The following is a 25,840-nucleotide window of genomic DNA, read 5'->3' as shown; positions in this document are numbered from 1 at the left end:
ATAAGGAATTACTTATGCATTAATTTATAATAAACATTATATAAAACATAATAAAAAGAGCTTAAAACACTTTTCTTTTCTACCTTTCTAAACAACAACCAGTTCCATTTTAACATTTCTGTTTTTTTGGCAGACAAAGAAGCTTCTCGAATTCTATACGTTGCTAAAACCTCATCTAACCCAAATGCATATGGAGTTCTCTTTAAAATTTTTAACCATAAAGCATAATCTTGTCTCTTCCTAATAAGAGGCATGTATACTTTACCCAAAATTTCAGTACTGTAAATAGCTGTTAAGCAACCTATTTTATTGGATGTTAACATATCTGCATAACTAACTCTTTTAAAAATAGACACCTCATCATTTAACAACATTCCTATTTCCGACATTCTTTGGTAAGAAGTATAACTAATGGCATACTTATTCCTTTCCATAAAAGCAATCTGTTTCTCTAGTTTTGTAGGCAACCAAAGATCATCACTGTCCAAAAAAGCTATATAAATCCCCTTGGCATTTTTTATAGAATTATTTCTTGCTACAGCAGCTCCGCCGTTTTGAATCGTAAATAACTGAATTCTTGAATCTTGTTCTATAAAATTCTTAATAATTTTTGTAGAACTATCTGTAGAACCATCATCGGTAATTAGCAACTCCCAATTTTGATACGTTTGCTTTAAAACACTGTTTATGGTCTCTGAAATAAAATTTTCAGAATTATAACTAGGTGTAATAATAGAAACTAAAGGCTGATTTGTCATACTTATAATTTGGAAATAAAACTCTTGAATTTTCCTTTTGTTGATAGTAGGGTTTGATTGGAATGAATTTCGAAATTCACATCATTTTTAAAATATTTTCTGATTTCTTTTTCCAAATAAATTAAATCCTGAGCTTCTAATTGCTGTTCTATAGTAAAAATTAAAAATCCTTTTTTAGATTGATGAACCTGATAATTTAATTTAAGTCCATAAGTTTTTACTAAATTTTTAAAAATATAATAAAAATACAAACTAGGATATATTTCTTGTTTTCCGTATACGTTAGAACCTACTCTACCCGTAACTTCTTTTAAAACTTTATGAGCTCTTCCACAGTTACATTGATAATCATCCTTTTCCAAAGAAATATAATCTCCTAATTTATATCTAATAATGGGAAAAGATTTCATTTGTAGATTGGTTACTACAATTTCATGATTGATTTCTTCAACCAAAACACCTTCCATGTTTAAATGCATGTTTCCTTCCGGACATTCAAAAGCAATAATTCCAGATTCCGTAGCTCCATATTCACTAACCATAGGAACTCCAAAAGCTTTTTTTACTTCTTCTTGATACTTCTCAAAAATCTTTTCACTAGTTCCTTTTACTAATTTGATATGTTTCGGTTTTGCCAAATTTCTTTCATTCACCAACTTGGCAGTTTGGTAAATCATAGATGAATATCCGTGTAAATAAGTGGCTGTACCCAATTTATTCACAAAGGCTTCAAACGAATTTTTATCATAACTAAAAATTCTAAATCTGTTTTGTAACACATCTAAGATTTTCGTTTTTAGTTTTTGTTTCCAACTAAAATTAAATCCCCAGAAATAACCGTTTTTATCCCAAGGCTGTACATCATACCAACTATAACCTCTAAAAATGGAAGCTCTATTAAAAGAATCTGTAGCTTCTTCTCTCTGAAAAACTAGAGATTCTCCTGAGCTACCTGAAGTTGTTGCTTTTAAAGTCTTGTACGTGTTTTGAGTATGAATTTCATGATTGAATTGCAACAAATCTTGCTTCTCAATGGTAGGAATTTTACTAAGGTCTGACAGAGATTGTATATCCTTTAACAAAATATTATGATCATCAAACAACCTTTTATAAAAATCTGAATTTTCATAAGCAAAACTCAACAATTCTTTTAATTTTTCTAGTTGATAAACTTCTAACTCTTCAATAGACCAGTTCTCAGAAGTTTTTAAAAAATCAAACCATTTTTGGATGGATGGATTTCTTAATTGTTGCCCCATATTAAAGATGAACTTACTCAACATGTCCTAGCACTTTTTTCCATTCCTGACTCACAAAAGACCAATCTAATTGTGCTGCTTTTGCTCTTCCATTTTTAGACAATAAATTGGCTTTACTGCTATCCTCTAATAAAGAAACAATTCCATCATACATTTCGGTTACCGAGTTTGGATTGACAAGTATTCCATCACTACCATCTTCCATTAAATAAGGAATCCCCCCCACATTGGTAGACACAATAGGCATACCTAAAGCCATAGCTTCTATTAAACTTACGGGAGTATTGTCAACATTGGTTGTGTTGATGAAAATATCATAGTCTACAGACAATTGATGCCATTCTTCTTTAGGTAAAACTCCTGTGATTTTCACTTTTTCTTCTAAGTTATTCTGTTTAATTGCTTCTAAAACCGTAGCTAACGTTCCGTCTCTATCAGGTCCTACCATGCACAATTCAGCACTAGGCTCTGTTTCTAAAAGTTTTTTAAAAACCTCTATGGCCATTGTAGGATTGTAAATATTAGCAAAAGCTCTTACATATAAAAGCTTAGGTGCTAAAACACTCCTTTCCTTATAAAAATAGCAATCAATTGCTATTGAATTTGGAATTAAAATAGAAGGGTATCCTTTTTTTTGAAAAGCCTTCTTTAAATAATTAGAAGGAGCTACATTTTTATAGGAGTTATTAAAAATCAAATTCGATAAAAAAACAGAGTTTTCAATTCTTTGAGGCAAATTTCCTCCATGTAAAATGGGAATGTATTTTAGTTGATAGCATCGTGCTAATTGAGCACATAAAAAACTAAAATAAAAAGCATTTGTGCTAAAAGTATCAATCAAAACATAATCTATCTTATTCCTATATTTTACAATATGAAACAACATATCTAACAACCTTAACAATTGATTTTCTTTAGAAGATGCCGTATAAACTGTATAACCCTCTTTGATCAAGTTGCTTTTTAATGTTGCGTAAGCGCTATGGTACTTTGATGATCTAGACAAATCATTTCCTAAATACAAAATTCTCATAGCCTCCTTTTTTGATCACTTTTTACAATATTAATCAAGCTTAGCCCATAGATAAACCCTGGAAAAGCTACACGCATGGCGGAATGGTTGATGGTTAAAAACCATATTGTAGCAAAGGCTACTACAAAACCTTTAAAGTAAAGAGGTTGTTCAAAAAAATTCATTGTTGATGCAAAAAAAAGTAACAGCAAAGCAAACAATCCTATTAGCCCGTGCTCTTCTAACATTCTACTCAATTCATTATGAGAAGCTGCAGTTACATGTCCTTCTTCTTCAAGTCTCTCATACTTACCTGAACCTACACCAATTCCAAAAACTGGGTTTTCCATAAATGTTTCCAGTTGGTTCTCAAAAATCTTTACTCTCCCCGAGGATATATCTTCTTTTTGTTCACCTTTTGTATTTTGTCCTAAATATCTATTTTCTAACATTCCTCCTGTTATATTAGTACTATAGATCCATACAGACACCAAAAAAAACAACATCATTCCCATATACTTTAATATAGATGATATTTTACCTCTTGAATATAAATAGAATATAGAAAGTAATAAAAAAGCAATAAAACCAGTTAAAATCCCCCCTCTAGAAAAAGTTAACAAACCTCTATAAATTAAATAGAAAAGCAACAAAACATCAATTGCTAAATAACCAGATACTTTTTCCTTTACCAATAATAAAGTAGCCATTAAAAAAATTCCAAACCCTAATGCAGTAGCTACTTGATTAGGTCCAAAACCACCAGAAGTACTATAATTAGCTGAAGAACCAAACGTAATTTCTTTCAAACTTGGAGTTCTAAAATATAACAACACCAACATAGATAAAACAGGAAGCAGTGAAAAAAATAATATTTCTTTAAAGCGTTCATACTCTACATCTCGTTTGTAAAAATACATTGCTGCAACTCCCAAAGTAATAGGACCACTTAAATTAAAAACTACTGCTTTTCTAATAGAAGATCCTGCAGGAATGTTAGAAAAAGCGACACCCACTAACAACAATAAAATATACATTAAAAAAACAACGGGAACACCTTTGTGTTTTTCTTCTATCATAAGACCTAAAAAGAGAAGTAACATAGTGACATACTTACCCATTTCCCAAAAAACAGCCCCTCCCGTCATTCTCATTAACACCTCTGCACTCACAAAATAAGCTGCCCACAAAAACGATTGATTGTTCTTATTTTTAGTAGCATAAATATCAAACAAAGCATATACTAACACTCCCATAGCAACAAGCTTAGGAACTATAGAAATAGTTAAGAAAAAACCTGCAAGTAAATGGATTCCTACAAGTAAGGTTCTATTTTTTATCATTGATTGTACAAGCTTAATAGATTTGTAAAGTAAGAACTTTTTGAGTAATTCTCATCAACATGATGTTGGAATTTCTGCCCCATTTCTTTTCTAAAGTTATTATTTATAATATACTTTTCTAAAGCTAAAGACAGACTTTTACTATTTTTCTTTTCAACAACCAACCCATTATCTCCAACTACATTTTTACACTCTCCCACATTTGTTACTACCACAGGCAAGCCTGCTAAACCATACTCTAATAAAGAAACTGGAAGCCCTTCGGAATAAGAAGATAATACAGCTATATCTGATTGAGAAAGTACATAGGAAGTATCTAATACTGTACCGTATAAATAAACTTTTTTTTCAAGATCATTCTCTTTAATATACTTTATTAACTCATCACTCACTACATCATTATAAATTTTACCTACAATATGTAATGACCAATTTTGATATTTATCTTGTATCAAATTAAAAGCTCTAATTAAATTAAAATGATCTTTTTCTTTTCTAATTGCTGCTAGAATAATTATTTTGTTACTTTTTTTGAGTTTTAATTCAGTCTTTTTTTCTTTACTTACAGAAGGGAAATTAGCTATAAATACAGATTTTTTTAGTTTTAAAACTGATTTAGTCCAAATATCTAAATCTTTAGATACATTAACTATATTGTCATAGAAATTTAAAATAAATTTTAATAAAATAAACTTACCTCCCTTTTTCAATTCTGTATTTATACCTGTATGATTATGCCATATATATTTTGGTTTTACACAAAACAACTTTAGCATAAAGCAAAAAAAGACCGAAGTACTATGCACGTGTACTATATTAATAGTATTTTTTTTAACGTATTTTTTTAGTCTAAAAAAAGCCTTAATATCTAAACTTCTTTTTTTTGCTAGATAAATACACTTTACTTTTTTATCAATTTTTTTTGCTAATTCTCCATTACACCTTGTTACACATATGTGTGAGTCTATTCCTCTTTCAACTAATTCATTTGCGATAGTAACTGCCATCATTTCAGCTCCTCCCACAGCCAAAGAATCTATAACTTGTATAACGTTTAAAGTTTTAGACATTCAATAATTCTTTTAGTTCATTTTCAAACTTTTCTAGTGTAAACTCTCTAGACCAATCTTTTGCTTTTTGAGTATGATCTGCATACATGTCTTTCTTTTTGATGTAATTATCAATAGCCATTACAACTTCATCAATATTAGAGTTTACAATATGCCCTCTAGTATTGTTCCCCAACATGTAGGGAATACAAGAAACTTTACTTGATATTGGCAGACATTCCCAAAACATGGCTTCTGCAACTACCTTAGGCCAACCCTCTGATTTTGATATAAAAATAAGGAAATGAGATTGCTGAAAAGCTGATTTTACTACATCTTTAGTAACATTGCCATGTAGTATAACTTTATCTTCTAAATTGTTTGCTTTTATATAGGTTTCTAGCTCCACTCTTTTTACACCATCTCCATATATGTTTAACACAACATTATAGCCTTTTTGTATTAATTTATGAGTTGCTTTCACACTAATCAAAGGTTGTTTACCTGGAGTTAATCCTCCAACAAAAATCAAATTAATTTGTTTACTTAAGTCTTTCTGTGGTGTGTCTATTATTTCATATTTATGGTAACTAGCCGTAAAAAATGAAATTATATTTTTAGATTGATTGGGCCAATTTCCATAAACCAAGACTTTAATGTTTTTTGTCAAAAAAGTATTACTCAATAACCATTTTTGAATTTTATAGGTACTAGGTTGTTTGCTATTAGGATCCCAATTCCCTGCATATTTAGCTGTTTTGTCTTTTGATGGCAATAAAATTTGCACTAAACACCCCAACAAACCAATATTACCAGGACAACGCAAATGAATGTGATCTGCTTGTTTCATTACTTTATAAATTATCCAACATATTTTAGGGATAACAAACAAAGACTTTATTAGGTTCTTAAAAGTGGTAATATCAAAATTAGGGATTGGAACTACTTTTATTTTATTATGACAATATAAAACTTCTATATCACTAATTTTTTCTTCTGAAATTGGAGCAACAATTAAAACTTCATCCACATAACTTAACCACAAATTCATTTCACGAACATAAGGTTCATAAGCATAAATTTGTCCATCTTTAATCTTATGGACAGCATGTGTTATAATTCCGAATTTCATTTATTTAAAATTATTTATAATTATTCTACAGTGATTTTCGATCTGACTCTCAAAACTAAACTTTGATGTAAAAACATCAACAGCCCCTTGCGAATAATTATCCCAGTTTGATATTATTAACTTGACTTTACTGCTTAAAGACTTTTTTTGCTTGTGAGAAAAAAACTCTCCATTTAAATTTTCAACTATAATATCTTTAGCACCTTCTGTAGGCGTTGAAATTATAGGAGTCCCCTCTCTTAAAGCCTCTATATTTACCCATCCAAAAGCTTCACTAAAACTGGCAGATATACCTATTAAAGTTTTTGAAAAAAAACTAGCTATTAAATCATTTGGAACATTTCCATGAAAAACAACATTACTACACAAATTTAACTCTGAGACTAAATTTCTAAGGTCATTTTCTAGAGGACCAGTCCCTATTATGTTTAGTTTTATCGATGGATATACTGATAGTAATTGTTTAAACTGTACAATTAATCCTTGATGGCCTTTTGATTTATTAAGTCTACCAACTATTGTTATTGATTGATCTCTTTCATTTTTAGATAAAAGCCTTAAATTAGATTTATTGGTTAGATTATGTAAAACCTTAATTTTATATTCTTGTAATTTAAATGATTTTATAATATCATTTCTAGTACCATTAGAATTTGTATAGACATTTGTTAACAATCTATAAATGTACCTTTTTCTTACATTTAAAAGTTTAGACTTTAGTTTGTTTCTTGAGTCTAAATTAATTTGATTATTTGTTGTACGAATCCAAGCAACTCTGTTTTTAACTTTTTTTAAATAACTTACAATTGTCATTACATTAACAGACCCAAAAACTGAAATACAGCATATAGGTTTATGTTGTTTTATAAGCTTGTTTAAAAATATAAAATCTTTAAGTTTAGTTGGTCTATAACTTGGCCATGTATAATGGAGTCTGTTCTTAGTATTTTCAGGAAGATCTTTAACACAATGATCATATATATATACTATTTTAAATTTATTTTTTAAAAATGCATACCCTAATTCATTATAATAATTAAAAACCTTATTATCTCCTATAGACACTGAAATAAAAATACACTCCATCTTACATTTTTAGTTTTGGTTTGTTAAAAATTAAAGAAAATAAGCCAACACACCTACCTATAGCTTCTGTAAAAGCTTCTTTTCTTTTTTGTGTTGTAATTACATTTACAAATCTTAAACCGGTTAAGACAACTGCTATTGAGTTCCATTTAAAACGTGCTTTTAAACTAGGATTTGCATACTTAATTCTCCAAACATACCAACCATTTCTGGTTACCATTTTACCATATTTAAATTGATTGGGTCTACCTGCAGCATCATGATGGTGTTCTAAAAGCACGCTGGTAGCCAATACATTTTTACCATATTCTAAAGCTCTTATAGAAAAATCTGCATCTTCATACAATCCATAACCTTCAAAATAGGTAGAAAACTTAATACTGTCAACCACTTTTTTTCTAAAAGACATAGACATTCCTATCAATAGATCTACAGGATAACTTTTTCCTGTTAAAGGATAACCACAAGACAATCCGTTAGAAAATTCAGGCATTACTCCTGGTAATTGACTGCTCCCTATTTTTAAATAGTTTCTAAGTACATGTCTTTGACCTAATTTCACATGAAATCCATCAATGCTTATGTATTTTTTAGGATTGTAATAATCTAATGTATTTTGTTTCCATTTATTTTCATTTGTAGCAATACCTCCAACCCCTGTAATATTATCATCAGATTCAAAAACAGTTTTCAAATTTTTAAAATAATCTTTGTCTAATACCGTATCATCATCTAAAAAACAAACAATATCAGTATCTTGTTTTAAACTATCTATTCCAAAATTGCGTTGTTTTGTCAATCCTCTTTGATTAGGCTTAACTTTATAATATGTTAAATTTTTAAAACTATTTTTAGTTAGTATTTCTTTTGTTAACTCATCTGTGGAACCATCTATGACTAAAATTTCATCAGGATACAGGTTTTGTACCTCCACTGTTTTTAATAATTTTAATAGCGAAATAGAACGTTTGTAGGTGCATATAATTAAACTAATTTTCATTTTTAATCATTTTAGTAGCCCAATAAACACTTTGTTTCCACTTTAAATTCATTGTTTTTATATATAAAAATGGATTTTTAATAGACTGTTTCTTATAAAACTTTATAAAAAGTAAGGTTTTGTATCCTTTTAATTGCTCTGGTGTTAAATGTTTTAAATTATAAGCCATCACTGTTGGTGATGGTTTGGGTTGAATTGCATCATTTTGCCACATAGGAGAGAACTTAGCTCTAAAACCTCCTATAGGAGCCTTAAGGTGGAGCATTTTAACATACGGAAGGTATATAATATCACATCCTTTATTTTTTAACTGCATACCAAAATCTGTATCTTCACCATATCCAAATTCATGTTCGGGTTTAAAACTACAATTTTTCAAATAATCACTTTCAACTAAAGAAGCATTGGTTCCAAAACCACCCCATTGAAATGGTATCTGGTTATTTTCAACCTCCCCTTTTTGCAAGCAACTCATGGTTAAACTAGAAATTCCAAATTTCTGTATGTAATCAAAAGATTTACTTAACAAATCATTTTCAAATCGAACATCATCATCTGCAAAGAAAACCCAGTCCGAAGTTACTCTAGACAAAGCTATATTTCTGGCGTTACACGCTCCCAATTGGTGTATAAAAGTATGATCTATTTTAAAAGGCCAATCATTTTTCAAATAATCTAATTCTGATACTGAACCTTCTTCTGCATTTTGTTCTACAATTATTATTCTATTAGGAAGCAATGTTTGTTTGGACAAATCTAATAAGACATTATACAAATGTTCTTTACGTCCTAATGTTGGTATTAAGACATCTATGGTTCGATTTTTCAATTGTTTACCTATAGCGTTTACTTTTATATTACTTACATCAATCTTAGTCTGTTTTTTACTTTTATAAAAAAGTGCACTTATAAAAGGGAGAATACTTAGTTTTTTATCAAAAATTAACTCATTAAAAAACAATAAAAACAACCAAATAAATTTATAATGTTGTCTTACAAACTTATACAATATATATTTAGATGCTGTTGGGGCATTGTTTGATAAAACCTTTTTTAATAGTTTGGGTTCAGAATAACACAACAATCCTTTAGGCATTGCTAATTTTGCGAAAGAATTTAAAAAGTAATCTAAATCTTTATGTGGTTTTACAACTCTTTTTAGCAATATAGATGCATGAATAACTCCTACAACACTGCTCATTTGCCATGTAGGATACCTCACTCCTTTATTTACATTTACAAATGAAGAACGTTCTACATAGCCTATTTTGTTTGATAGAAAATTAAAAGAAGAAGGATTGTAAGAAAGCATCATTCTGTGGTGATGAAAATATTCATCATAATCTTTTAGATTTAAACTCTCTTTAAAAGATTGATGACACCAAAATATCATCTTTTCAGGAAACTGCTCAGCTATTTTAAACAAAACATTAGCGATGCTTGCTTTTGAATTAAAAGAAACTGGTTTATTATTGTGAGTAACAACTTCTGTTACCTGATTATTTTTATGATATACAACGACCATTTTAACTAATTATTTTTTTATAAAAAGTAACATTTTCAACCGCCTTTTTATCAATATCAAATACTTGTTCTACCCTTTTTCTAGCTGCTTTACCAATAGTATCTTTTAACGTATTGTTTTCTAAAATTTTCACAATTTTTGATGCATATTCAGAATGATCAGAAGGGTGTACTAAAAATCCACTTTCTCCATCTATAATTAGTTCTTGCGACCAACCTATATTACTATTTACTACTGCTTTTTGCATAGCCATAGACTCTATGGTCACCATTCCTAAGGTTTCGGCATAGGTTGGAAATACACACACATGAGCCTTTTTAATATAATCTTGAACAGCATCATATGGAACTTTACCTAGATATACTACTTTTACTTTCGTAGAAAAACTATTTAATTGTTCTTTCATCAATTCCCAAGTAGACGGTGAATTAGATTTAATATCACGAGCATCATCTCCTATTAACACCAAATGTGCTTGCGGATATTGTTTTACAACCTCTGCCATAATTGCCGGTAATTCTAACACACCTTTCTTACGAATTATTGTTCCAAAGTATAGAATTAATCCATTACTATATTGATCTGTTGGGTATTTCTCAAAACGATTCAACTCAACCCCATTATGAATCGTTTTTATTTCTTTGTTTTTTATCTTAAACAAATCTTTAGACACTTTTCCAGCATATGTTGTTGGTGCTATAAATGCATTTGCCTTAGCTATTGCTAATTTTTCAAACCAAAAATTTTTTAATTTCTGTTTGCGTTTTTCTAAATAACAAAAATAAGCATCACTCCCATGTAGTCTGATTACTAATGGAATTTTAAAGGACATAAAAGCGGTAATTCCTGTCCAATCAGGAGCTTCTATGATCTCAATTTTTTCTGATGCTGTTATATTATTTATATAATTTTGGATATGTTTTCTGTAGAAATACCATTTTCCAAAAGTGTATTTTTCATTTTTTATCAAATGAATAGTTACACCATTGTCATTAAAAATTTCATTGTTTTTTTGAGCATATACAAAGACAGTTATTTGGTGCTGTTCTTTACCCAGTGCTTGTACCAAGTTCTTTATACTGGAACCAATACCCGCAGAATGGCCTGTTTTTATATGTGGATATTCTGGTGTTAAGAAAGCAATATGCATATTAATTTAAAATTTTATGAATGGCTTCCCATATTTTTTCTGAGGATTGTGAGGGAGTTTTACCTGCTACTATTTCAAACCATTTTTTTCCTTCGGTAACATTAGAAAGAGTACCGTTTAAAATAGACTTTACAATGATTTCTAGTTCATTTTTATGGGTACAAAAAACGGCTGCATTGCTACTAGGCATACTTCTAAAATGTACATATTTATAATTCTGACCAATATCACGAATTCCTTTTTTTAATTGTGGTTGTTCATAATTATAATAAATACAAGGCTTATTATGTGCTACAAAATCAAACACGGTAGAGGAACATACATTAGTTACAAACTCACTATGTTCGCATACATTATATAATAATTTAAAATCTTCTTTAGTAGGCAATATTTGATTCCAATTAGCACCTACTTGTTTCCATATAGGATCTATTACATGAATAACATCCTTATTTTCATTAATAACCTTGTTATATCTTGTCGTAAAATCTACAGGGCATTTTCTGTAAATAATTCCTAAGTTCTCTCCTTTTTTATTTAAATCTCTAACTACATTGGCTAAATCTTCTAAGTAGTATTGATCTAAAGGTGAAGTAGTTTCATCATCCCCTGAAAAACAGATGTATTTTTTATGTATATCTAAATTATATTGTTCACAAAACTCTTGACGAGATTGTGCTAAAGTTTTGTTAAAATGGGGTTCAAACTGAGGACTTCCCGTTACAAACACTTGATTTTCTTGAACAAAAGGATAGTATTTAAGTAATTCTTTTTTCATTAAATCACTCCAAACACAATAATAATCTGTATTTACCACTTGCATAGCTTTGGGTACATTGTCCCAAGAATAGACAAAAGTTACCACAGGAATTCCTAAATCTTTTGCAGCCAACAATGCACTTATAGATTGTGATGCACGTTGTGTTGTACAAAAAATTAAATCTGGTCTATGCTGTTCTAATTGTTCTTTGCAATATTTATATTTTAATGTAGATCTTTCTAAGGCATCAATCTTTTTTCTAATGCGATGTAACCCTTTTTCTGAGTTATTTAACCCTATTAAAACTTTAACAAAGCTACTTTTTAAAACATTTGTAAAACCATTAAAAGATAATGGAAATTTATAGGTTGGATAAACAGAGTCCTTAAATTTTTTTTCTGATATGTTTAACTCTATTCTCTTACGAGCTCGTAAATATAAAGGTGTTAATTTATGAGTTAATTGTTTCTCTATCTTAACTTCTTGATAACCTAATTCATCATGAATAGAGAACAAGGTATTGTTCCAATAAGTAATATTAAAACCTTGTTGTTCTCCAATGTTTTTAAAATTAGTGAATGCAAAGTTGCGAAGGCCAACTCCATCAGGAAAAAAAACAAATACTTTTTTACTCATTGGTAACTTAATTCTTTTATTTAAAACTTGTGTTTATTATGTATAACTAAAAATAATTTAGCTTTTAAAAGGACAAACTTCCATTAATCCTTTTTTCAAACTTTCTATTTTGTTCTTTTGTGGCAATACTGGATTTTTTTCAAACAACTCCTCTAATTCTTCCAAAGTAAATGGAGCAGTTCTTATTGTGGGTTTGTAAAAATTAATAGCTACTGACTCCATGTAGTCTTGATATTTGATAGCATCTCCAAAAACCTTATCAGAAAATTGTTGCCATACTGCCGGAATTCCATATGCGTGAGCAATGATGATTCCGTGTAAAGATGAAGATATTATTTTTTCGCAACTATAAATCTCATCCGTCTTAGCTTCAACATTATTCGTCATTAAATCAATAATACACACATTTTCATCATTCTTATACCAATTTTTAACAATAGTCATATCATTATAATGTGGAATAATTCCATACTTATATTTTTTCTCTACTTTAGGAGAATAATAATTGGGTAATAAAAGTGCAGGATCTCCGTAAACTTCTGGAACCTTATATCCTTGATCCAATAAATGGGCTCTTGTCTGTGGACCTCTAACAGCTAAGAATTTAGCATTTGGTATTGCATATTGTTTTGCAATAATACCACTTCCCCAAACAATACAATTGTTAGTAATATGTGTTAAAATACTTCCTACTGTTACATAAATAGGACAAAACCAATTTAAGATTGAAAAATTTTTTGGCTTTACCCAAACGACTTCTTTTTTAGCAATTTTCTCTACAAGATATCTCCCAACTAAATCTCCATAGTTTTCAAAAGATTTACCTTGTATTTTAATTTCATTCCACCAAAAAAGACGTATTTTATTTGAAAACAGCATAAACTACTATTTTTTGTTTTTTAATTTTGTTCTCTGCGGAACCTCAATAGGTAAAATATCTTGACTTTTATAAGCTAATGCATCGTGCACAGCTTTTAAATCTCTAGTTAACTTACGTAAGCCCATTGGCTCTAACGATGCTGCATGGTCTGTCCCTTTCCAAGTTCTATCTAACGTGTAATGACGCTCTATAATAGGTGCTCCCAAAGTGTATGCAGCAACATCAACCGCTATCCCTAAATGATGACCTGAAAAACCAATGTGTTTTACCAAATCTTCATATTTTTCTTTAAGCTTTAAAATATCTAGCAAACATACATCTTTAAAAGGTACTGGGTATCCTGATGTACAATTGTACAGAACAACATCTTTATTTCTTTTGTGATTTACAAAAAACTGAATTAATGTATCAATTTCATCTTTTGTAGTCATTCCTGTAGATACATGAATCTCTCCTGAGTAATTTTCACAAATCCAACCTAGCATTTCATAATTGTTATTGCATGCTGATGGAATTTTAATAAATGTTGGGTTTAAAGAAGCAATTTCTTTTGCAGAAGTTACATCCCAAACAGACGTTGAATAAACAACCCCTATTTCCTCACAATATTCTTTCAACTCAGCGTGTTGTTCTACAGAAAACTCTAAAAACTCTCTGTGTAATCCATAAGTTTCTCCATAAGAATTTGATGGATTTGGATGTGGTTGGTTATATTGTTCTTCCGTAAGTAACTCTTTATTATTACGCTTTTGAAACTTTACAGCATCTACATCACAAAATATTTTAGCTACTTTTATTAATTCTTTTGCAATGGACATATCTCCTTTATGGTTACATCCTATTTCAGCAATCACAAATGGTTGTTCAAACTTTTGAGTCATGTTATTAGTTTTTTCAAAAATATTCTTTTCTTACCTGAGCGCAAACCCTTTTATTAGAAAATAACAGAAACTTATTGTCAGGATTACTTTTAGAATATTTTAAATATTTATTTGATAGTATTACTTTTTTTAAAAACGCTTGTTGTAATTTAAGATAAACTCACAGGCTTCTCTAATAGCACCGCTCCCAGAGTTTTTAGTAAGAACTGTGTCTGCGTTTTGTTTTACAATATTGGTTGCATTGTAAGGAGCTATAGACCAACCAACGCTACATATATTTGCTAGGTCATTAACATCATCTCCTACATAAGCTATATTACCTAAAGTTATTTGTTTTTCTTGTCTTATTTGTTGTAATAAAGCAAACTTATCTTTTACACCTAAATACACTTGATCTATTTGTAATTTTTTCATTCGTGCTGCTACCAATTCCGATTTTTCAGAAGTCATTACTAAAACTTCTATGCCAAGACCACGTAATATTTCTAAGCCCATACCATCTCTCATATCAAAGCTTTTGGTATGCTCTCCATCTTTTGTAAAACTGACAGTTCCGTCTGTAAATACTCCGTCTACATCTAAGACTACGTGTGTAATTTTATTTGTGTTTTTTTGCTTTTTAAGTCTGTTTATTAATAACTCTTCTACAATTAACCAATCAGTCATTGAATCTATTTCAACCAAAGAATCTTCTGGCATGTAAACCAATTTAATTTTACCACTTACCCTATTTTTTGAATTTATAAAAGCAGTTTTAGTTGTACAATAAACAGCTCCATTCTCTATTAATAAGCCCTCAAAATCTTGTCTTCTTGGTCTATTAAACACATCATAATTTTGTGGTGTTCCGTTTGTATTCCATGTAAAACGATGTGTGTTAACAACGGTTAAAGAGGCATCATATTTTTTTTCTACAATTGAATTTAAGCAATCATTAATAGACTCCGAAGTTGTTAACGGAGAGGTTGCTTGTAGTAAGCATAAGATATCATACTTATAATTTACTAACTCACTAAACTCTAAAAGCACACTTTCTGTAGAAGCTGTGTCGTTTGCATTTTCATCATTTCTAAGAATTGCTTTTACTTTAGGTGTCCATGTATATTCTTTTTCTATAAATTCTATAATGGTTAGATCGTCTGTAAAAACAATTACTTCGTCTAAATTAGAAAAAATAGCTTCTTTTAAAACCCACGTAAACAAAGGTCTTCCAACCATTTTACGTTTGTTTTTACCGATGATACTTTTAGAGCCTTTGCGTAAAGGTATGATTGCTGTTTTTTTCATTATTTTATTTTCTAATAATACTTAATTTCAGAGAATACAGATATTTGTTCGTCAAATCAATTACATTACTTTTAGGAATTAATTGTAAATATTGATAGCATGAACTCCCATATTTTTTTTCTCTATTTAAACTCGTCATTAGCTTTATTTCATGTTCTATAATACTTTTCTTAATACTCGCTTTGCGTTTACTAAAAAAAACATCATCATATACATCTTTTAAGATATTTAAATTAACCTTAGTTATATCACTTATATTTTTTCTAAGTTTTGATGAAACACCAATATCTGTTCTATATATGGCTGTATACTCATTAAGATATTTAATTTTAGAACCATCATTAATAATTAATAAATATAAAGGCCAATCTCCATATGGGTATTTAAGAAACCATTCTGGTATGGTTAAATTTCTTATTTTATTTCTAAAAAGAACTGTTACAGATGCTATATAATTTCCTTTTATTAAATCTTTAAAGTCAGAGGTTTCTGGTTTCTCATCTTTAGACTCTATCAAATTACCATCGCTAAAGAGGTTTTTTTTATTTGTAAAAACAATTGAATGATCTTTATTTTCCTCTAAAAATTTTACTTGTTTTTGAAGTTTGTATTCATCAATCCAATAATCATCACCATCACAAATTGCAATATATTCGCCATCACATTCTTTAACGGTTCTAACGAAATTATGAATTAATCCAATATTATTCTTAGATTTAAGAAGTTTAATTTTATGTGGATATTTATTTTTTAGTGTTTTAATTATTCTTAAAGTATTATCAGTACTACAATCCTCTCCTATTACTAGATTAAAAGGAAAAGATGTTTTCTGATTTAGCACAGATAAAATTGTTTGTTCTATATATTGTTCCTGATTGTAAACTAACATAAAAACACTAACTGTATTTAATTGGTCTTTTACCATAATTAGTGACACATTAATTTTACTTTTTCTACTATTTTATCAAGAACTTTTTTTCTTTCTTTTTTTGCCAATTCAGGGTTTTGAGAACTTATATGATTGTATACATCAATACATTTATTCATTCTGCAAACAAATTCTTCTGAACTCATATTGTCTATATAATCAAATAATTCTTTAGGTGAATTAAATTTAGAATAGTCTATAAAACTATTTTCAGGAAATAAACTATAAGCATTTGTATGTTTCCCATAATAAATTGGGAGGCAATAATTAGATATACTGTCCCATATCTTTTCTGTCATATAATTATGAGTAGCCGTATTTTCAAAACAAAAATTAAAATTATAATTTTTTAATAATTCTGGTTTTCTCACGCCCCAAGCACCATCCCTAGAATCTTCTTTAGAGATTCCAGAAGGCCATCCTTTTCCAAACACATCAATACTTCCCAATTTAGCTCCTTCTAATGCTATTTTAGAACGTAATGCTATTAAGTCTATATTTTCTCCATTTCTTATGAATGGAGCAGCATTTATTCCTTTATAGTAAGACATTAATGCTATTGTTTTTTTAGAATTAAACTTAAAATCATTATCTAATGGTTTTAAGCTCTTATTTATTAAATAACAATGAATGGAAATACTGTTTATGAATATGTCTTGGGTATACAAATTCATAATATTACAATCTACCAACCCCAATAACTTAGTTTTAGATGTAAACACTTTGCAAAATCTAGGCTCTGTAGTCCAGATTAATAGTTTTTTTCCAAACAAAGCTTTAAAAAAATATTTTTTAAAATGTTTTGTATTTTGAGACACTATTACATCCGCTTCTTTAAGAGAAGAAGTCATCATTATCCCTTTTTCCTTTAAATAATCTAGATCACCTTCTACAAAATCATCAAAAGGCGTATATTTTAGAGAAGATGCTCTATATAATTTTATGTTCATAAATTAAAATTACTTGTTGCTGAATGTTTTTAAAATCATAATCAATTTTTGGAAAGCTATCTGTATTCTTAAATTTCACTTCTATTATTGTCTTTTCTAAAATACTTTTAATTTCAGAAATATTTTCACAATCTTCTATTAAACAACCATTTTTTCCATGATTAATTACTTCTTCTGTAACACCTCCTGGGTTTGATTGTATGGGGAACGCTCCCAAGCAAAGAGCTTCTAATAAAGTATTTGGCATTCCATCTGAATTACTATTACCAACATATATTAATGCTTTACCCATTAATTGCAATACTTCATCATGAGAAATTTTTCCAATAACATTAAAATTCTCCCAATGATTTAATACTGATGATTCTAGGTATTGAAAAGCTTCAGGATCCGTTCCAAAAACAACAATCTGAAAATCTATAAGTTGATTTTTTAGTCTTTCTAACGCTTTAAAAACGGGTATAGCCCTACCTGAACGACCTTGAAAACCTTTAATTAAAATTGTTTTTCTACTAGGTATGGGTTCTCTATAAGTTTCCATTTTTGCTATATCAAATCCACCACCACCAGGGAACACTCCCAAAAACTCACCTTTAAAACCGTATTCTTTTGCTATGTTATAATCACGCTTGCAATCGGTAAACAAATAATTAATACGTGGCAAAATACGTTTGATATCTTTTAAATATTCTGGGAAATTTTGGAAATAAAACAAGTCGCTTCCCCATGAAGAATAAATCCATTTTTGATGAACGTACTTTTCCATCACATCAATAATAGGTGCGCATGAAACATATAAGGCAAAACTATGCACAATATCAGGTTTTACTTCATTTAAATAGCGTTCAAACTCAACGGCTGTATCTTTTTCATTTTTTTTTTGAATAAAATCATATATGCCTGGGAACCTCTTTTTCACAAAGTTTCTCTTTGGATAATTCCATTTAAGCTTCCAATCTATTTTTTGATGAATCCAATTAATCTTCTCTACATAAGCACTCATCCCAGTTATATCAAACCAGAACACTTCATAACCACTATCTTTTAATTGATTAGCCCAACGAAAAAAATGTAATGTGGGCATAGAAACCATTAATATTTTTTTATTTGCTTTCAAGTGGAATTATTTTTAAAGTTATTTTTTCCAAATCCCAATCTATTTCATAACGGTATAAAGACAAACGCTGACTAGAGATTAATTGATCTAAAACCTTATTGTTAATAGCCTCTAAACTATAAAACTGTACATACTTCTTTTTTAATATCCTTTTTATTGAATTTTTTATTAGATGTGTTTTTTCATCTTTTTCTATATGTATTTCTAATGGTTTATTTAATTGTGGTAATACTCCTATTACAAAAGCATCAACGTCCTCTTTTTTATTAGAAATAGAAAAAGTATCTAATGGATCCTTTATTAGCTCTATTTGTTTTTGCGTAGGTAAACTACCCCAATTATATTTTAAATTGGCTTTTGTTACATCTAAATCTTGATGATGTAACATATAATGATGGTTTATTTTTTCTAAACCACTATGAAAAGGTTCTTTACTCTTTTTTGATCTATAGGTCTTAGGGTGGTAAATATGCTTGACCAATATTTCATTATCATAATAACGAATACTATAACCTGCATTCTTTAACCTTAAATGAACATCTGTGTCTTCTGCACCCCAACCATGATAAAATTCATCATATCCATTTATATCTTTTAAAACATCTGTCTTATAAATATTGGTTCCTGTTCCTTTCTCGTCTCCAAAATAATCAATCTTATACTCTATAAATTCTTTATTTGTTTGAGATTCTTCTTTATTTAAAAACCCATATCTAAAATAAACAGCATCAAACTTTTTAGCAAGTTCGACTCCTTTGTTTAAAAAATTAGGATGATATAATAAATCTATATCTCCCATTACAAAAAATTCTGTATGGCATTTTTTTAAAGCTATATTTATAGCTCTGCTTTTATTCCATAACTGATTTTGAGTAGGTACCTGAATTAGCTCAATAAATGAATATTTAGATACTAATTTTTTTAGTAATGATTGATATTGCTGATGACTTCCATAATCAACTAGATATACTATAAAATTCTTTATAGTTTGATTTGCCAAAGAGTTTAAGCATTTCTCAACACTTATGATATCTCTATTTCTATATGTTAAAGCTATTGTGATCATGTAGTAAAATTTCTGTATTGATGTTCACTCAAACCTTTATTTCTAAATATCATTTTTTTTATGATTCTGAAATAAAATATTTTCTGAATGATGAATTCCGATATAAAATATTCTACACTATTGTTTTTCAATTTAGTTAAAGTTGAATAATCTTCATTAATTTTATTAGAATTCATTTTTAACTTTTTATACTCTTCTAATATAAAATTGTCTAATTTATTACCTATATGATATGCATAATTATCATAAGTTGATAATCTATAACCTCCTTTCTTTAGCACCGGTTGATCTGTATATTTAAACTCACTATCCCCTCCTAATTTATATATAGAATTTTTCCTCGGTAATTTTTCAAAAACCTCTTTTTTGTAAGTCGCTACAAAGTGCGAACACCCAAGAACAGCTATTGTTCCATTTTTTGCTTGTATAGTACCTATAACATCTTTCCATTTTTCATCTAACCATGGCCACCCTATACTATTAGCAAAACGTGTTAATGCCTTAGAATTTTTAACGGGTCTAAAATATAATCTTTTAGAGAACATATAGCGTAACCAGATATTAGATGTTAAACTTAAATGTTTTCTAAAAACGGGTACAGGACAAACAGCTCCTGCTTTTGGAAATGCTTCAAATACATTAACAACTGCATCTTCCCAACCATTACAAAACAATACATCTGCATCGGTTATGGTAATTAACCTTTCTTCCGCAGTTCTTAATACTTTTAATATACTATTAATCTTTCCTATGGATTCTTTTTCAATAATTAATTCATCTATATAGTCTTCTACCTGTAACTTTAACAATTTCTGATTTACTGAGTTACATGAACCATTACTTATAACTGAAACTTTTAATATACTAGTACTTGTTTTAAGTATTGAAAACAAACATATTTCAAATATTTTATAAGCTTCTTTATAATACTCCTCTTCATTTGGTATATACAATGGAATAATTACTCGATGCGACGATTCACTCGTCTCTATTAAAACATCTTTAGATATATTTTCTCCTTTACGCATCAATTTCGTGTTTTAATTGATTTTATAATATCTCTAAAAAAATGAATAATATAAAAAAAATAAAACACAGAAATATGTATATATAATGCCTTTAATAAAAAAAAAACATTCTTTTTATTATTAATGTATGTTTTGTTTAACATATTTAACAATAAAACATTTTGTGCTTTAGAAAAGAAAACATTTTTCTTTTTTAACAAATAATAATAATACTTAAATCTTGCATTATTTTTATCTTCTTGATTGTTTTGTTGTCCACTAATACTAATATCTGAAATCCTAACATAAACAATGGCATTGGTTATTGAATACACATTTTTAAAATTAGAGAATTCTAAAACTGCCAAAATATCTGAATACCAAGCTAAAGGAAATTCTTTAAATTTAACTTTACTAATTTGCTCTTTCTTAAAAATATATTCACTCAAGGAACTTCTACTACTTCGAAATATAAAATCTGTAGATTTCTCTATAACAGGATGTTGATACAGAATAGAAGTAATATCATTTTTTTCATTTATCTTATTAGTAGCATATCTAACTACATTAATATTTTGTTTTTCTATTTCTTTAATATTCTTATAAAACTCAGCAACTACATTTTCTCCTAAAATATCATCATCTCCAAGTATCATTATCCATTCTTCATCCTCAATTAAATCGATACAACGATCCCATTGCTTTACTAAAGATGAGCCACCTAAATTCGCTGGAAATTTTTTGTACTTAAAATTTAACTCATTTTTATATTTATCTAATAATTCTTTAGGGCATTCGGGGCTAGCATCATTACCTATATAAACTGTAAAAATTTTATTTTTTTGATTTACTAAAGACTGTATTGTTTCTTCAAAAAAAGTCAATTTAAAATATGGTATTACTATTGCTAACATTTATTTAATTTTTAATTTATTAAATATTGCTGTTATAAAGTATTTTTTATCAATTGATTTTATTTGTTGCGTATTTGTAGCGCTATAATTATCAATAAATTCTGTAATTGAATTTGAAGCTAAAAAATTTAATCTATTCCATATAGAAGGACTTAATGGGTGAATGTTTTTAAACTCTATATAATTATCACTGTTAATTGATTTCCATAAATTAAAATATTTTTCTGTATCAAAATCATCTCTATGCCCCCAATTATTTATTTTTTGTAAAATTTCATTGTCTGCTCTAGCCCATGATTGATGTATTACAGAAATATTAGGATTTATGTTTCTAACTTTTGGGCCACTAAAACGAGCCCAATTATTTTTATTTTGATTTGTAATAAATGGAAATGTTTCTCCATTATCAATATATAAATATCCATCAGGTAATTCTTTATATAATGTTATCCATTTCCCTCGAAAACAAATTGGAGTAATTTTGGGAAACAAGCATAAAAACCAATATTTATTTAAATATTTTGCAACTTTTTTAAAATCATAAATATATTCATCAACATCTAATTGAATCTTCCACCCGTAACCTAATTTTTTTAAGATTTTATTTCTTTCAATTGTTTCATTCTCCATTGGAGAAAAATTAGAATTGTAAAACGAATCTCTATAAATTTCTATCTTATTTTTGAAATCATTTTTTTTAACTTCTTCAAAAAAAGAATCGGGTATTACAAAAGTATTACCACTCCAGGTTTTATAATCTTTATCAATAGCAATAATGATTTTATCCACATAGTCATATATTAACTTAACTGATGTATGAAACATTGCATAATCATATGATACTAAATAGCTAACTTTAATCATTTATTTCCCATTTTGTGTTTAAAAAAAATTTCGAATGTCTTGGTAATGCTTTTGTCCTTTTGACTAACTCTCCTTCTTCTAAGACAAATGAAAAAACATTCTTCATAGTATATAATGTAGTAATTTGAAATTGTCCAATCCATAAATTGAAGCTATAAATATCTGGGATAAAAAATAACTTATCCGTTGTAAATTTTACTTCAATTTTTCCGCTTTCATACACTGGTTCAAAAACTATCTCACCGTCTTCATGTGATATATGAGCTATAAACTCTTCATTTTTATTAAGTATATCCAAAGAAATACAAAGTCCCTCCGTTATTGAATTTATTAATAAAGTAAATTTGAATGTAATTTTATCTCCAATAAATAAAGAACATCCAGTTGTTAGCTGCTTATCTCCTTTATTTATTATTATTTTCTCAACTGATACTTTATCTGAAAAGGCTTTTATTTTAGCTCCTTCTTGTAGTTCTTTTGAAAACATATCGGAATAAAAACTCACACCTTCATGTACATCACCATTAAAAACTACCTCTCCATTGTTTAATACGACACTCTTTGTACACAAACTTTTTACAGCAGCCATATTATGACTCACAAACAATACGGTTCTCCCGTCACTGTCAGAAATGTCTTGCATCTTTCCAATGGCTTTTTTCTGGAACTCAGCATCTCCAACTGCTAATACTTCATCTACGATTAAAATATCAGGTTCTAAAAAAGCTGCTACGGCAAAAGCCAAACGAACAGTCATACCACTTGAATAACGTTTGGTTGGAGTATCAATATACCTTTGACAACCAGAAAAAGCAATAATTTCATCAATTTTAACATTGATTTCTTTTTTGGTCATTCCTAAAATGGCACCATTTAAGTACACATTTTCACGTCCTGTCATTTCTGGATGAAATCCAGTTCCTACCTCTAACAACGAGGCTATTCTACCTTTAGTTTTTATGCTCCCTGTAGTAGGTCCTGTTACTTTTGATAAAATTTTTAACAAAGTAGATTTTCCAGCACCGTTCTTTCCTATAATTCCTAAGACTTCACCTCTTTTTACCTCAAAAGAAATATCTTTTAAGGCCCATACATATTCAGACTCTCCTTTGGTAGAACGATCATTGGTTTCTCCTATCTTTAAATAGGGATCTTCTTTCCCTCTAATTTGATGCCACCATCTGTTTAAATCGTGACTTATGGTTCCTGTACCCAAAGTACCTAACCTATATTGTTTAGATATGTTTTCAACTTTTAGAATGATGTCTGTTGACTGATCTCCGTTAACGGTTATCTGTTGACTGTTCTCCGTTATAGGTTGTTGGTTTCCTGTTTTTTTTTCCATTACTTTAGCTTTTCCAGTTATTTTCAACATAGCTTATAAACGTATATAATTTTGCCCCAAGTACATCATATTCTTTAATCAAAACACTGATCTCTTTTATATCATACAATTCCTCAATCATTTCTAATTGAGATTTACATTCTAATAAAGATGCATGTCCATAAATTAAAAACTTTATAAAATCAGCTTTGTATTTTCTTCTTCCATATCCTTCTGCAATATTATCTTTAATACTTTTAGAAGATCGTCTAAGCTGACTTCCTTGCTCATATACCTCATATTTGGGTAGCTCTAAAGTTATGTTATGAACTTTTATAGCCAACTCAAAAGCAATATTATAAACTTCTAAATCTTTATAACTCTTCATTGTAATTAATTTTAAACACAAAACGGTTAACCTAAAACCGATAACTGATTATATCGTATCTATAAACGTTTTTTCTGTTCTATTAAAAATCACAATTCCTAAAAAGAAAACAACCAAACTAGTTGCAACAGTATAAAGAACACCAAAATAACTCACAGTTCCTTCCCCTAATAAAACATACCTACTAAATTCTATGATGTGTGCCATAGGATTGTAATCTACCGCCCATTCATAACCTCTTTCTTTAAATTCTTTGTAAGGTAAATTTACTAAGGACACATACATTAACAACTGTACACCAAAAGAAACTAAAAAGGTTAAATCTCTATATTTAGTTACCATAGAAGAAATAATCATCCCTAAGCCCAATCCTAACATAGCCATACATAAAATTACCAAAGGAAAGGTTAGTATATAAATAGTAGGTCTGATCAAACTACCACTTGCAACGTAAAAGATATAAAAAGCGATTAAAATCCCTATTTGAATTCCAAACTTCATTAAGTTGGATAAAACCACTGACATAGGCATAATAATTCTTGGGAAATAAACCTTTCCAAAAATGGCTTGGTTCTTTTTAAAGGTATCGGCTGTAGCTGTTAAACATTCTCTAAAATAATTCCAGCTAGTTACTCCTGCTAAATTGAATAAGAATGGGGGAATTCCACCCGTATCTATTTTAGCTATGGTATTAAAAATTAACGTGAAAATTACCGAAGTAAACAAAGGCTGAATTAAATACCACAAAGGACCTAAAATAGTTTGCTTGTATACCGTAACAACATCTCTCTTAACAAATAGAAACAGTAAATCTCTGTAACGCCAAACTTCTTTTAAGTTAAGGTCAAACAGATTGTTTTTGGGGGTTATTTCGTATAACCAATCTTTATTCTTATCCAATTTATTCTATTTTACTTTATAAAACTCTCAATTCCCAATTCATAACTTTTTAAACCAAAACCTAAAATTACTCCTTTGCATACGGGAGATAAAAAAGATTTATGTCTAAAAGCTTCTCTTTGGTGTGTGTTAGAAATATGAACTTCTACCACAGGTGTTGTTACACCACTAACCGCATCGGCAATGGCTACAGAAGTATGGGTATAAGCTCCCGCATTCATCACAATTCCATCGTAAGAAAAACCTACTTCGTGAATTTTATCTACTATAGCTCCTTCACTATTCGACTGGAAATACGTTAACTCAACATCCGAATACTTTATTTTTAAATTTTCAAAATATTGCTCAAAAGTTTCAGTTCCGTAAATTTCCGGTTCTCGTTTCCCTAACAAGTTTAAGTTAGGTCCGTTTAAAATTAATAGTTTCATTAGAATAGCATATGGATAATGCCAAAAGTAAGAAAAAACAGGGGCATTCTATCAAACATCCCATAATATCCATGTAAATAAATTGATATTTTTTAGAGCCATCAACCAAACTTCTTCTACACTAACTCCAAGCACCTTATTTCAATCAAACTTCCTAACAAAGACCATAATAACAAGTTTTAGTACTTTTCAACAA

The 25,840-nt window shown here is 29.0% G+C and carries 25 protein-coding genes; all 25 read right to left on the bottom strand.

The features are described from left to right. Window positions 1-8: 8 nt before the first annotated feature. Window positions 9-758, bottom strand: a complete 750-nt coding sequence (locus GGR97_RS02590; RefSeq protein WP_167896865.1) for a glycosyltransferase family 2 protein — start codon at window positions 756-758, stop codon at window positions 9-11. A 2-nt stretch (window positions 759-760) separates the two neighbouring features. Continuing rightward, window positions 761-2,041, bottom strand: a complete 1,281-nt coding sequence (locus tag GGR97_RS02585) for a phenylacetate--CoA ligase family protein (protein ID WP_167896864.1) — start codon at window positions 2,039-2,041, stop codon at window positions 761-763. After that, window positions 2,031-3,050: a glycosyltransferase family 4 protein gene (locus GGR97_RS02580; protein ID WP_167896863.1), complete on the bottom strand. Its 1,020-nt coding sequence runs from the start codon at window positions 3,048-3,050 to the stop codon at window positions 2,031-2,033. The genes GGR97_RS02585 and GGR97_RS02580 overlap by 11 nt, the downstream gene beginning before the upstream one ends. Next, complete coding sequence (locus GGR97_RS02575) at window positions 3,047-4,372, bottom strand: O-antigen ligase family protein (protein WP_167896862.1); 1,326 nt, start codon at window positions 4,370-4,372, stop codon at window positions 3,047-3,049. The genes GGR97_RS02580 and GGR97_RS02575 overlap by 4 nt, the downstream gene beginning before the upstream one ends. Continuing rightward, window positions 4,369-5,442 (bottom strand): glycosyltransferase, encoded by a 1,074-nt coding sequence (locus GGR97_RS02570; RefSeq protein WP_167896861.1) that lies wholly within the window; start codon window positions 5,440-5,442, stop codon window positions 4,369-4,371. Before GGR97_RS02570 ends, GGR97_RS02575 begins: the two co-directional genes overlap by 4 nt. Continuing rightward, on the bottom strand, window positions 5,435-6,553 hold the full coding sequence (locus GGR97_RS02565) for a glycosyltransferase family 4 protein (RefSeq protein ID WP_167896860.1): 1,119 nt from the start codon (window positions 6,551-6,553) through the stop codon (window positions 5,435-5,437). The genes GGR97_RS02570 and GGR97_RS02565 overlap by 8 nt, the downstream gene beginning before the upstream one ends. Continuing rightward, on the bottom strand, window positions 6,554-7,639 hold the full coding sequence (locus tag GGR97_RS02560) for a glycosyltransferase (protein ID WP_167896859.1): 1,086 nt from the start codon (window positions 7,637-7,639) through the stop codon (window positions 6,554-6,556). 1 nt (window position 7,640) lies between these two features. Continuing rightward, window positions 7,641-8,639 (bottom strand): glycosyltransferase family 2 protein, encoded by a 999-nt coding sequence (locus GGR97_RS02555; protein WP_167896858.1) that lies wholly within the window; start codon window positions 8,637-8,639, stop codon window positions 7,641-7,643. After that, a complete protein-coding gene (locus tag GGR97_RS02550) occupies window positions 8,629-10,164 on the bottom strand; it encodes a glycosyltransferase family 2 protein (RefSeq protein ID WP_167896857.1) in 1,536 nt (511 codons plus the stop codon). Before GGR97_RS02550 ends, GGR97_RS02555 begins: the two co-directional genes overlap by 11 nt. Window position 10,165: 1 nt before the next feature. Next, a complete protein-coding gene (locus GGR97_RS02545; RefSeq protein ID WP_167896856.1) occupies window positions 10,166-11,314 on the bottom strand; it encodes a glycosyltransferase family 4 protein in 1,149 nt (382 codons plus the stop codon). A gap of 1 nt (window position 11,315) precedes the next feature. After that, window positions 11,316-12,710 (bottom strand): CDP-glycerol glycerophosphotransferase family protein, encoded by a 1,395-nt coding sequence (locus GGR97_RS02540; RefSeq protein WP_167896855.1) that lies wholly within the window; start codon window positions 12,708-12,710, stop codon window positions 11,316-11,318. A 57-nt stretch (window positions 12,711-12,767) separates the two neighbouring features. Next, window positions 12,768-13,589, bottom strand: a complete 822-nt coding sequence (locus GGR97_RS02535; protein ID WP_167896854.1) for a polysaccharide pyruvyl transferase family protein — start codon at window positions 13,587-13,589, stop codon at window positions 12,768-12,770. A 6-nt stretch (window positions 13,590-13,595) separates the two neighbouring features. Further along, complete coding sequence (locus tag GGR97_RS02530) at window positions 13,596-14,471, bottom strand: N-acetylneuraminate synthase family protein (RefSeq protein WP_167896853.1); 876 nt, start codon at window positions 14,469-14,471, stop codon at window positions 13,596-13,598. Window positions 14,472-14,600: 129 nt separating this feature from the next. Beyond that, window positions 14,601-15,758 carry an acylneuraminate cytidylyltransferase gene (locus GGR97_RS02525; RefSeq protein WP_167896852.1) on the bottom strand — a complete coding sequence of 386 codons (1,158 nt, stop codon included), beginning with the start codon at window positions 15,756-15,758 and terminating at the stop codon, window positions 14,601-14,603. 4 nt (window positions 15,759-15,762) lie between these two features. Next, window positions 15,763-16,683, bottom strand: a complete 921-nt coding sequence (locus GGR97_RS02520) for a glycosyltransferase (protein WP_167896851.1) — start codon at window positions 16,681-16,683, stop codon at window positions 15,763-15,765. Window positions 16,684-16,685: 2 nt separating this feature from the next. Next, window positions 16,686-17,636 (bottom strand): glycosyltransferase family 10 domain-containing protein, encoded by a 951-nt coding sequence (locus GGR97_RS02515; RefSeq protein ID WP_167896850.1) that lies wholly within the window; start codon window positions 17,634-17,636, stop codon window positions 16,686-16,688. Then, window positions 17,617-18,753 carry a glycosyltransferase family 4 protein gene (locus GGR97_RS02510; RefSeq protein WP_245229439.1) on the bottom strand — a complete coding sequence of 379 codons (1,137 nt, stop codon included), beginning with the start codon at window positions 18,751-18,753 and terminating at the stop codon, window positions 17,617-17,619. Before GGR97_RS02510 ends, GGR97_RS02515 begins: the two co-directional genes overlap by 20 nt. Then, a complete protein-coding gene (locus GGR97_RS02505; protein ID WP_167896849.1) occupies window positions 18,740-19,819 on the bottom strand; it encodes a glycosyltransferase family 2 protein in 1,080 nt (359 codons plus the stop codon). Before GGR97_RS02505 ends, GGR97_RS02510 begins: the two co-directional genes overlap by 14 nt. Beyond that, window positions 19,816-20,847, bottom strand: coding sequence for a glycosyltransferase family A protein (locus tag GGR97_RS02500; protein ID WP_167896848.1), 1,032 nt, complete (start codon window positions 20,845-20,847; stop codon window positions 19,816-19,818). The genes GGR97_RS02505 and GGR97_RS02500 overlap by 4 nt, the downstream gene beginning before the upstream one ends. Further along, entirely contained in the window at window positions 20,847-21,740 is an 894-nt protein-coding gene (locus tag GGR97_RS02495; RefSeq protein ID WP_167896847.1) for a glycosyltransferase, read from the bottom strand. Before GGR97_RS02495 ends, GGR97_RS02500 begins: the two co-directional genes overlap by 1 nt. Then, on the bottom strand, window positions 21,741-22,604 hold the full coding sequence (locus GGR97_RS02490; protein WP_167896846.1) for a hypothetical protein: 864 nt from the start codon (window positions 22,602-22,604) through the stop codon (window positions 21,741-21,743). After that, on the bottom strand, window positions 22,597-23,949 hold the full coding sequence (locus tag GGR97_RS02485; RefSeq protein ID WP_167897031.1) for an ABC transporter ATP-binding protein: 1,353 nt from the start codon (window positions 23,947-23,949) through the stop codon (window positions 22,597-22,599). Before GGR97_RS02485 ends, GGR97_RS02490 begins: the two co-directional genes overlap by 8 nt. 4 nt (window positions 23,950-23,953) lie before the next feature. Further along, on the bottom strand, window positions 23,954-24,316 hold the full coding sequence (locus GGR97_RS02480) for a four helix bundle protein (RefSeq protein ID WP_167896845.1): 363 nt from the start codon (window positions 24,314-24,316) through the stop codon (window positions 23,954-23,956). A gap of 48 nt (window positions 24,317-24,364) precedes the next feature. Beyond that, window positions 24,365-25,216 carry an ABC transporter permease gene (locus tag GGR97_RS02475; protein ID WP_167896844.1) on the bottom strand — a complete coding sequence of 284 codons (852 nt, stop codon included), beginning with the start codon at window positions 25,214-25,216 and terminating at the stop codon, window positions 24,365-24,367. Between the two features lie 11 nt (window positions 25,217-25,227). Beyond that, on the bottom strand, window positions 25,228-25,644 hold the full coding sequence (aroQ, locus tag GGR97_RS02470; RefSeq protein ID WP_167896843.1) for a type II 3-dehydroquinate dehydratase: 417 nt from the start codon (window positions 25,642-25,644) through the stop codon (window positions 25,228-25,230). Window positions 25,645-25,840: the final 196 nt, after the last annotated feature.

Origin of the sequence: Wenyingzhuangia aestuarii, assembly GCF_011927765.1 — a bacterium.
GTDB classification, from domain to species: domain Bacteria; phylum Bacteroidota; class Bacteroidia; order Flavobacteriales; family Flavobacteriaceae; genus Wenyingzhuangia; species Wenyingzhuangia aestuarii.
The sequence above is the reverse complement of the archived record's forward strand: the minus strand, read 5'-3'. Positions and strand labels throughout refer to the sequence as shown.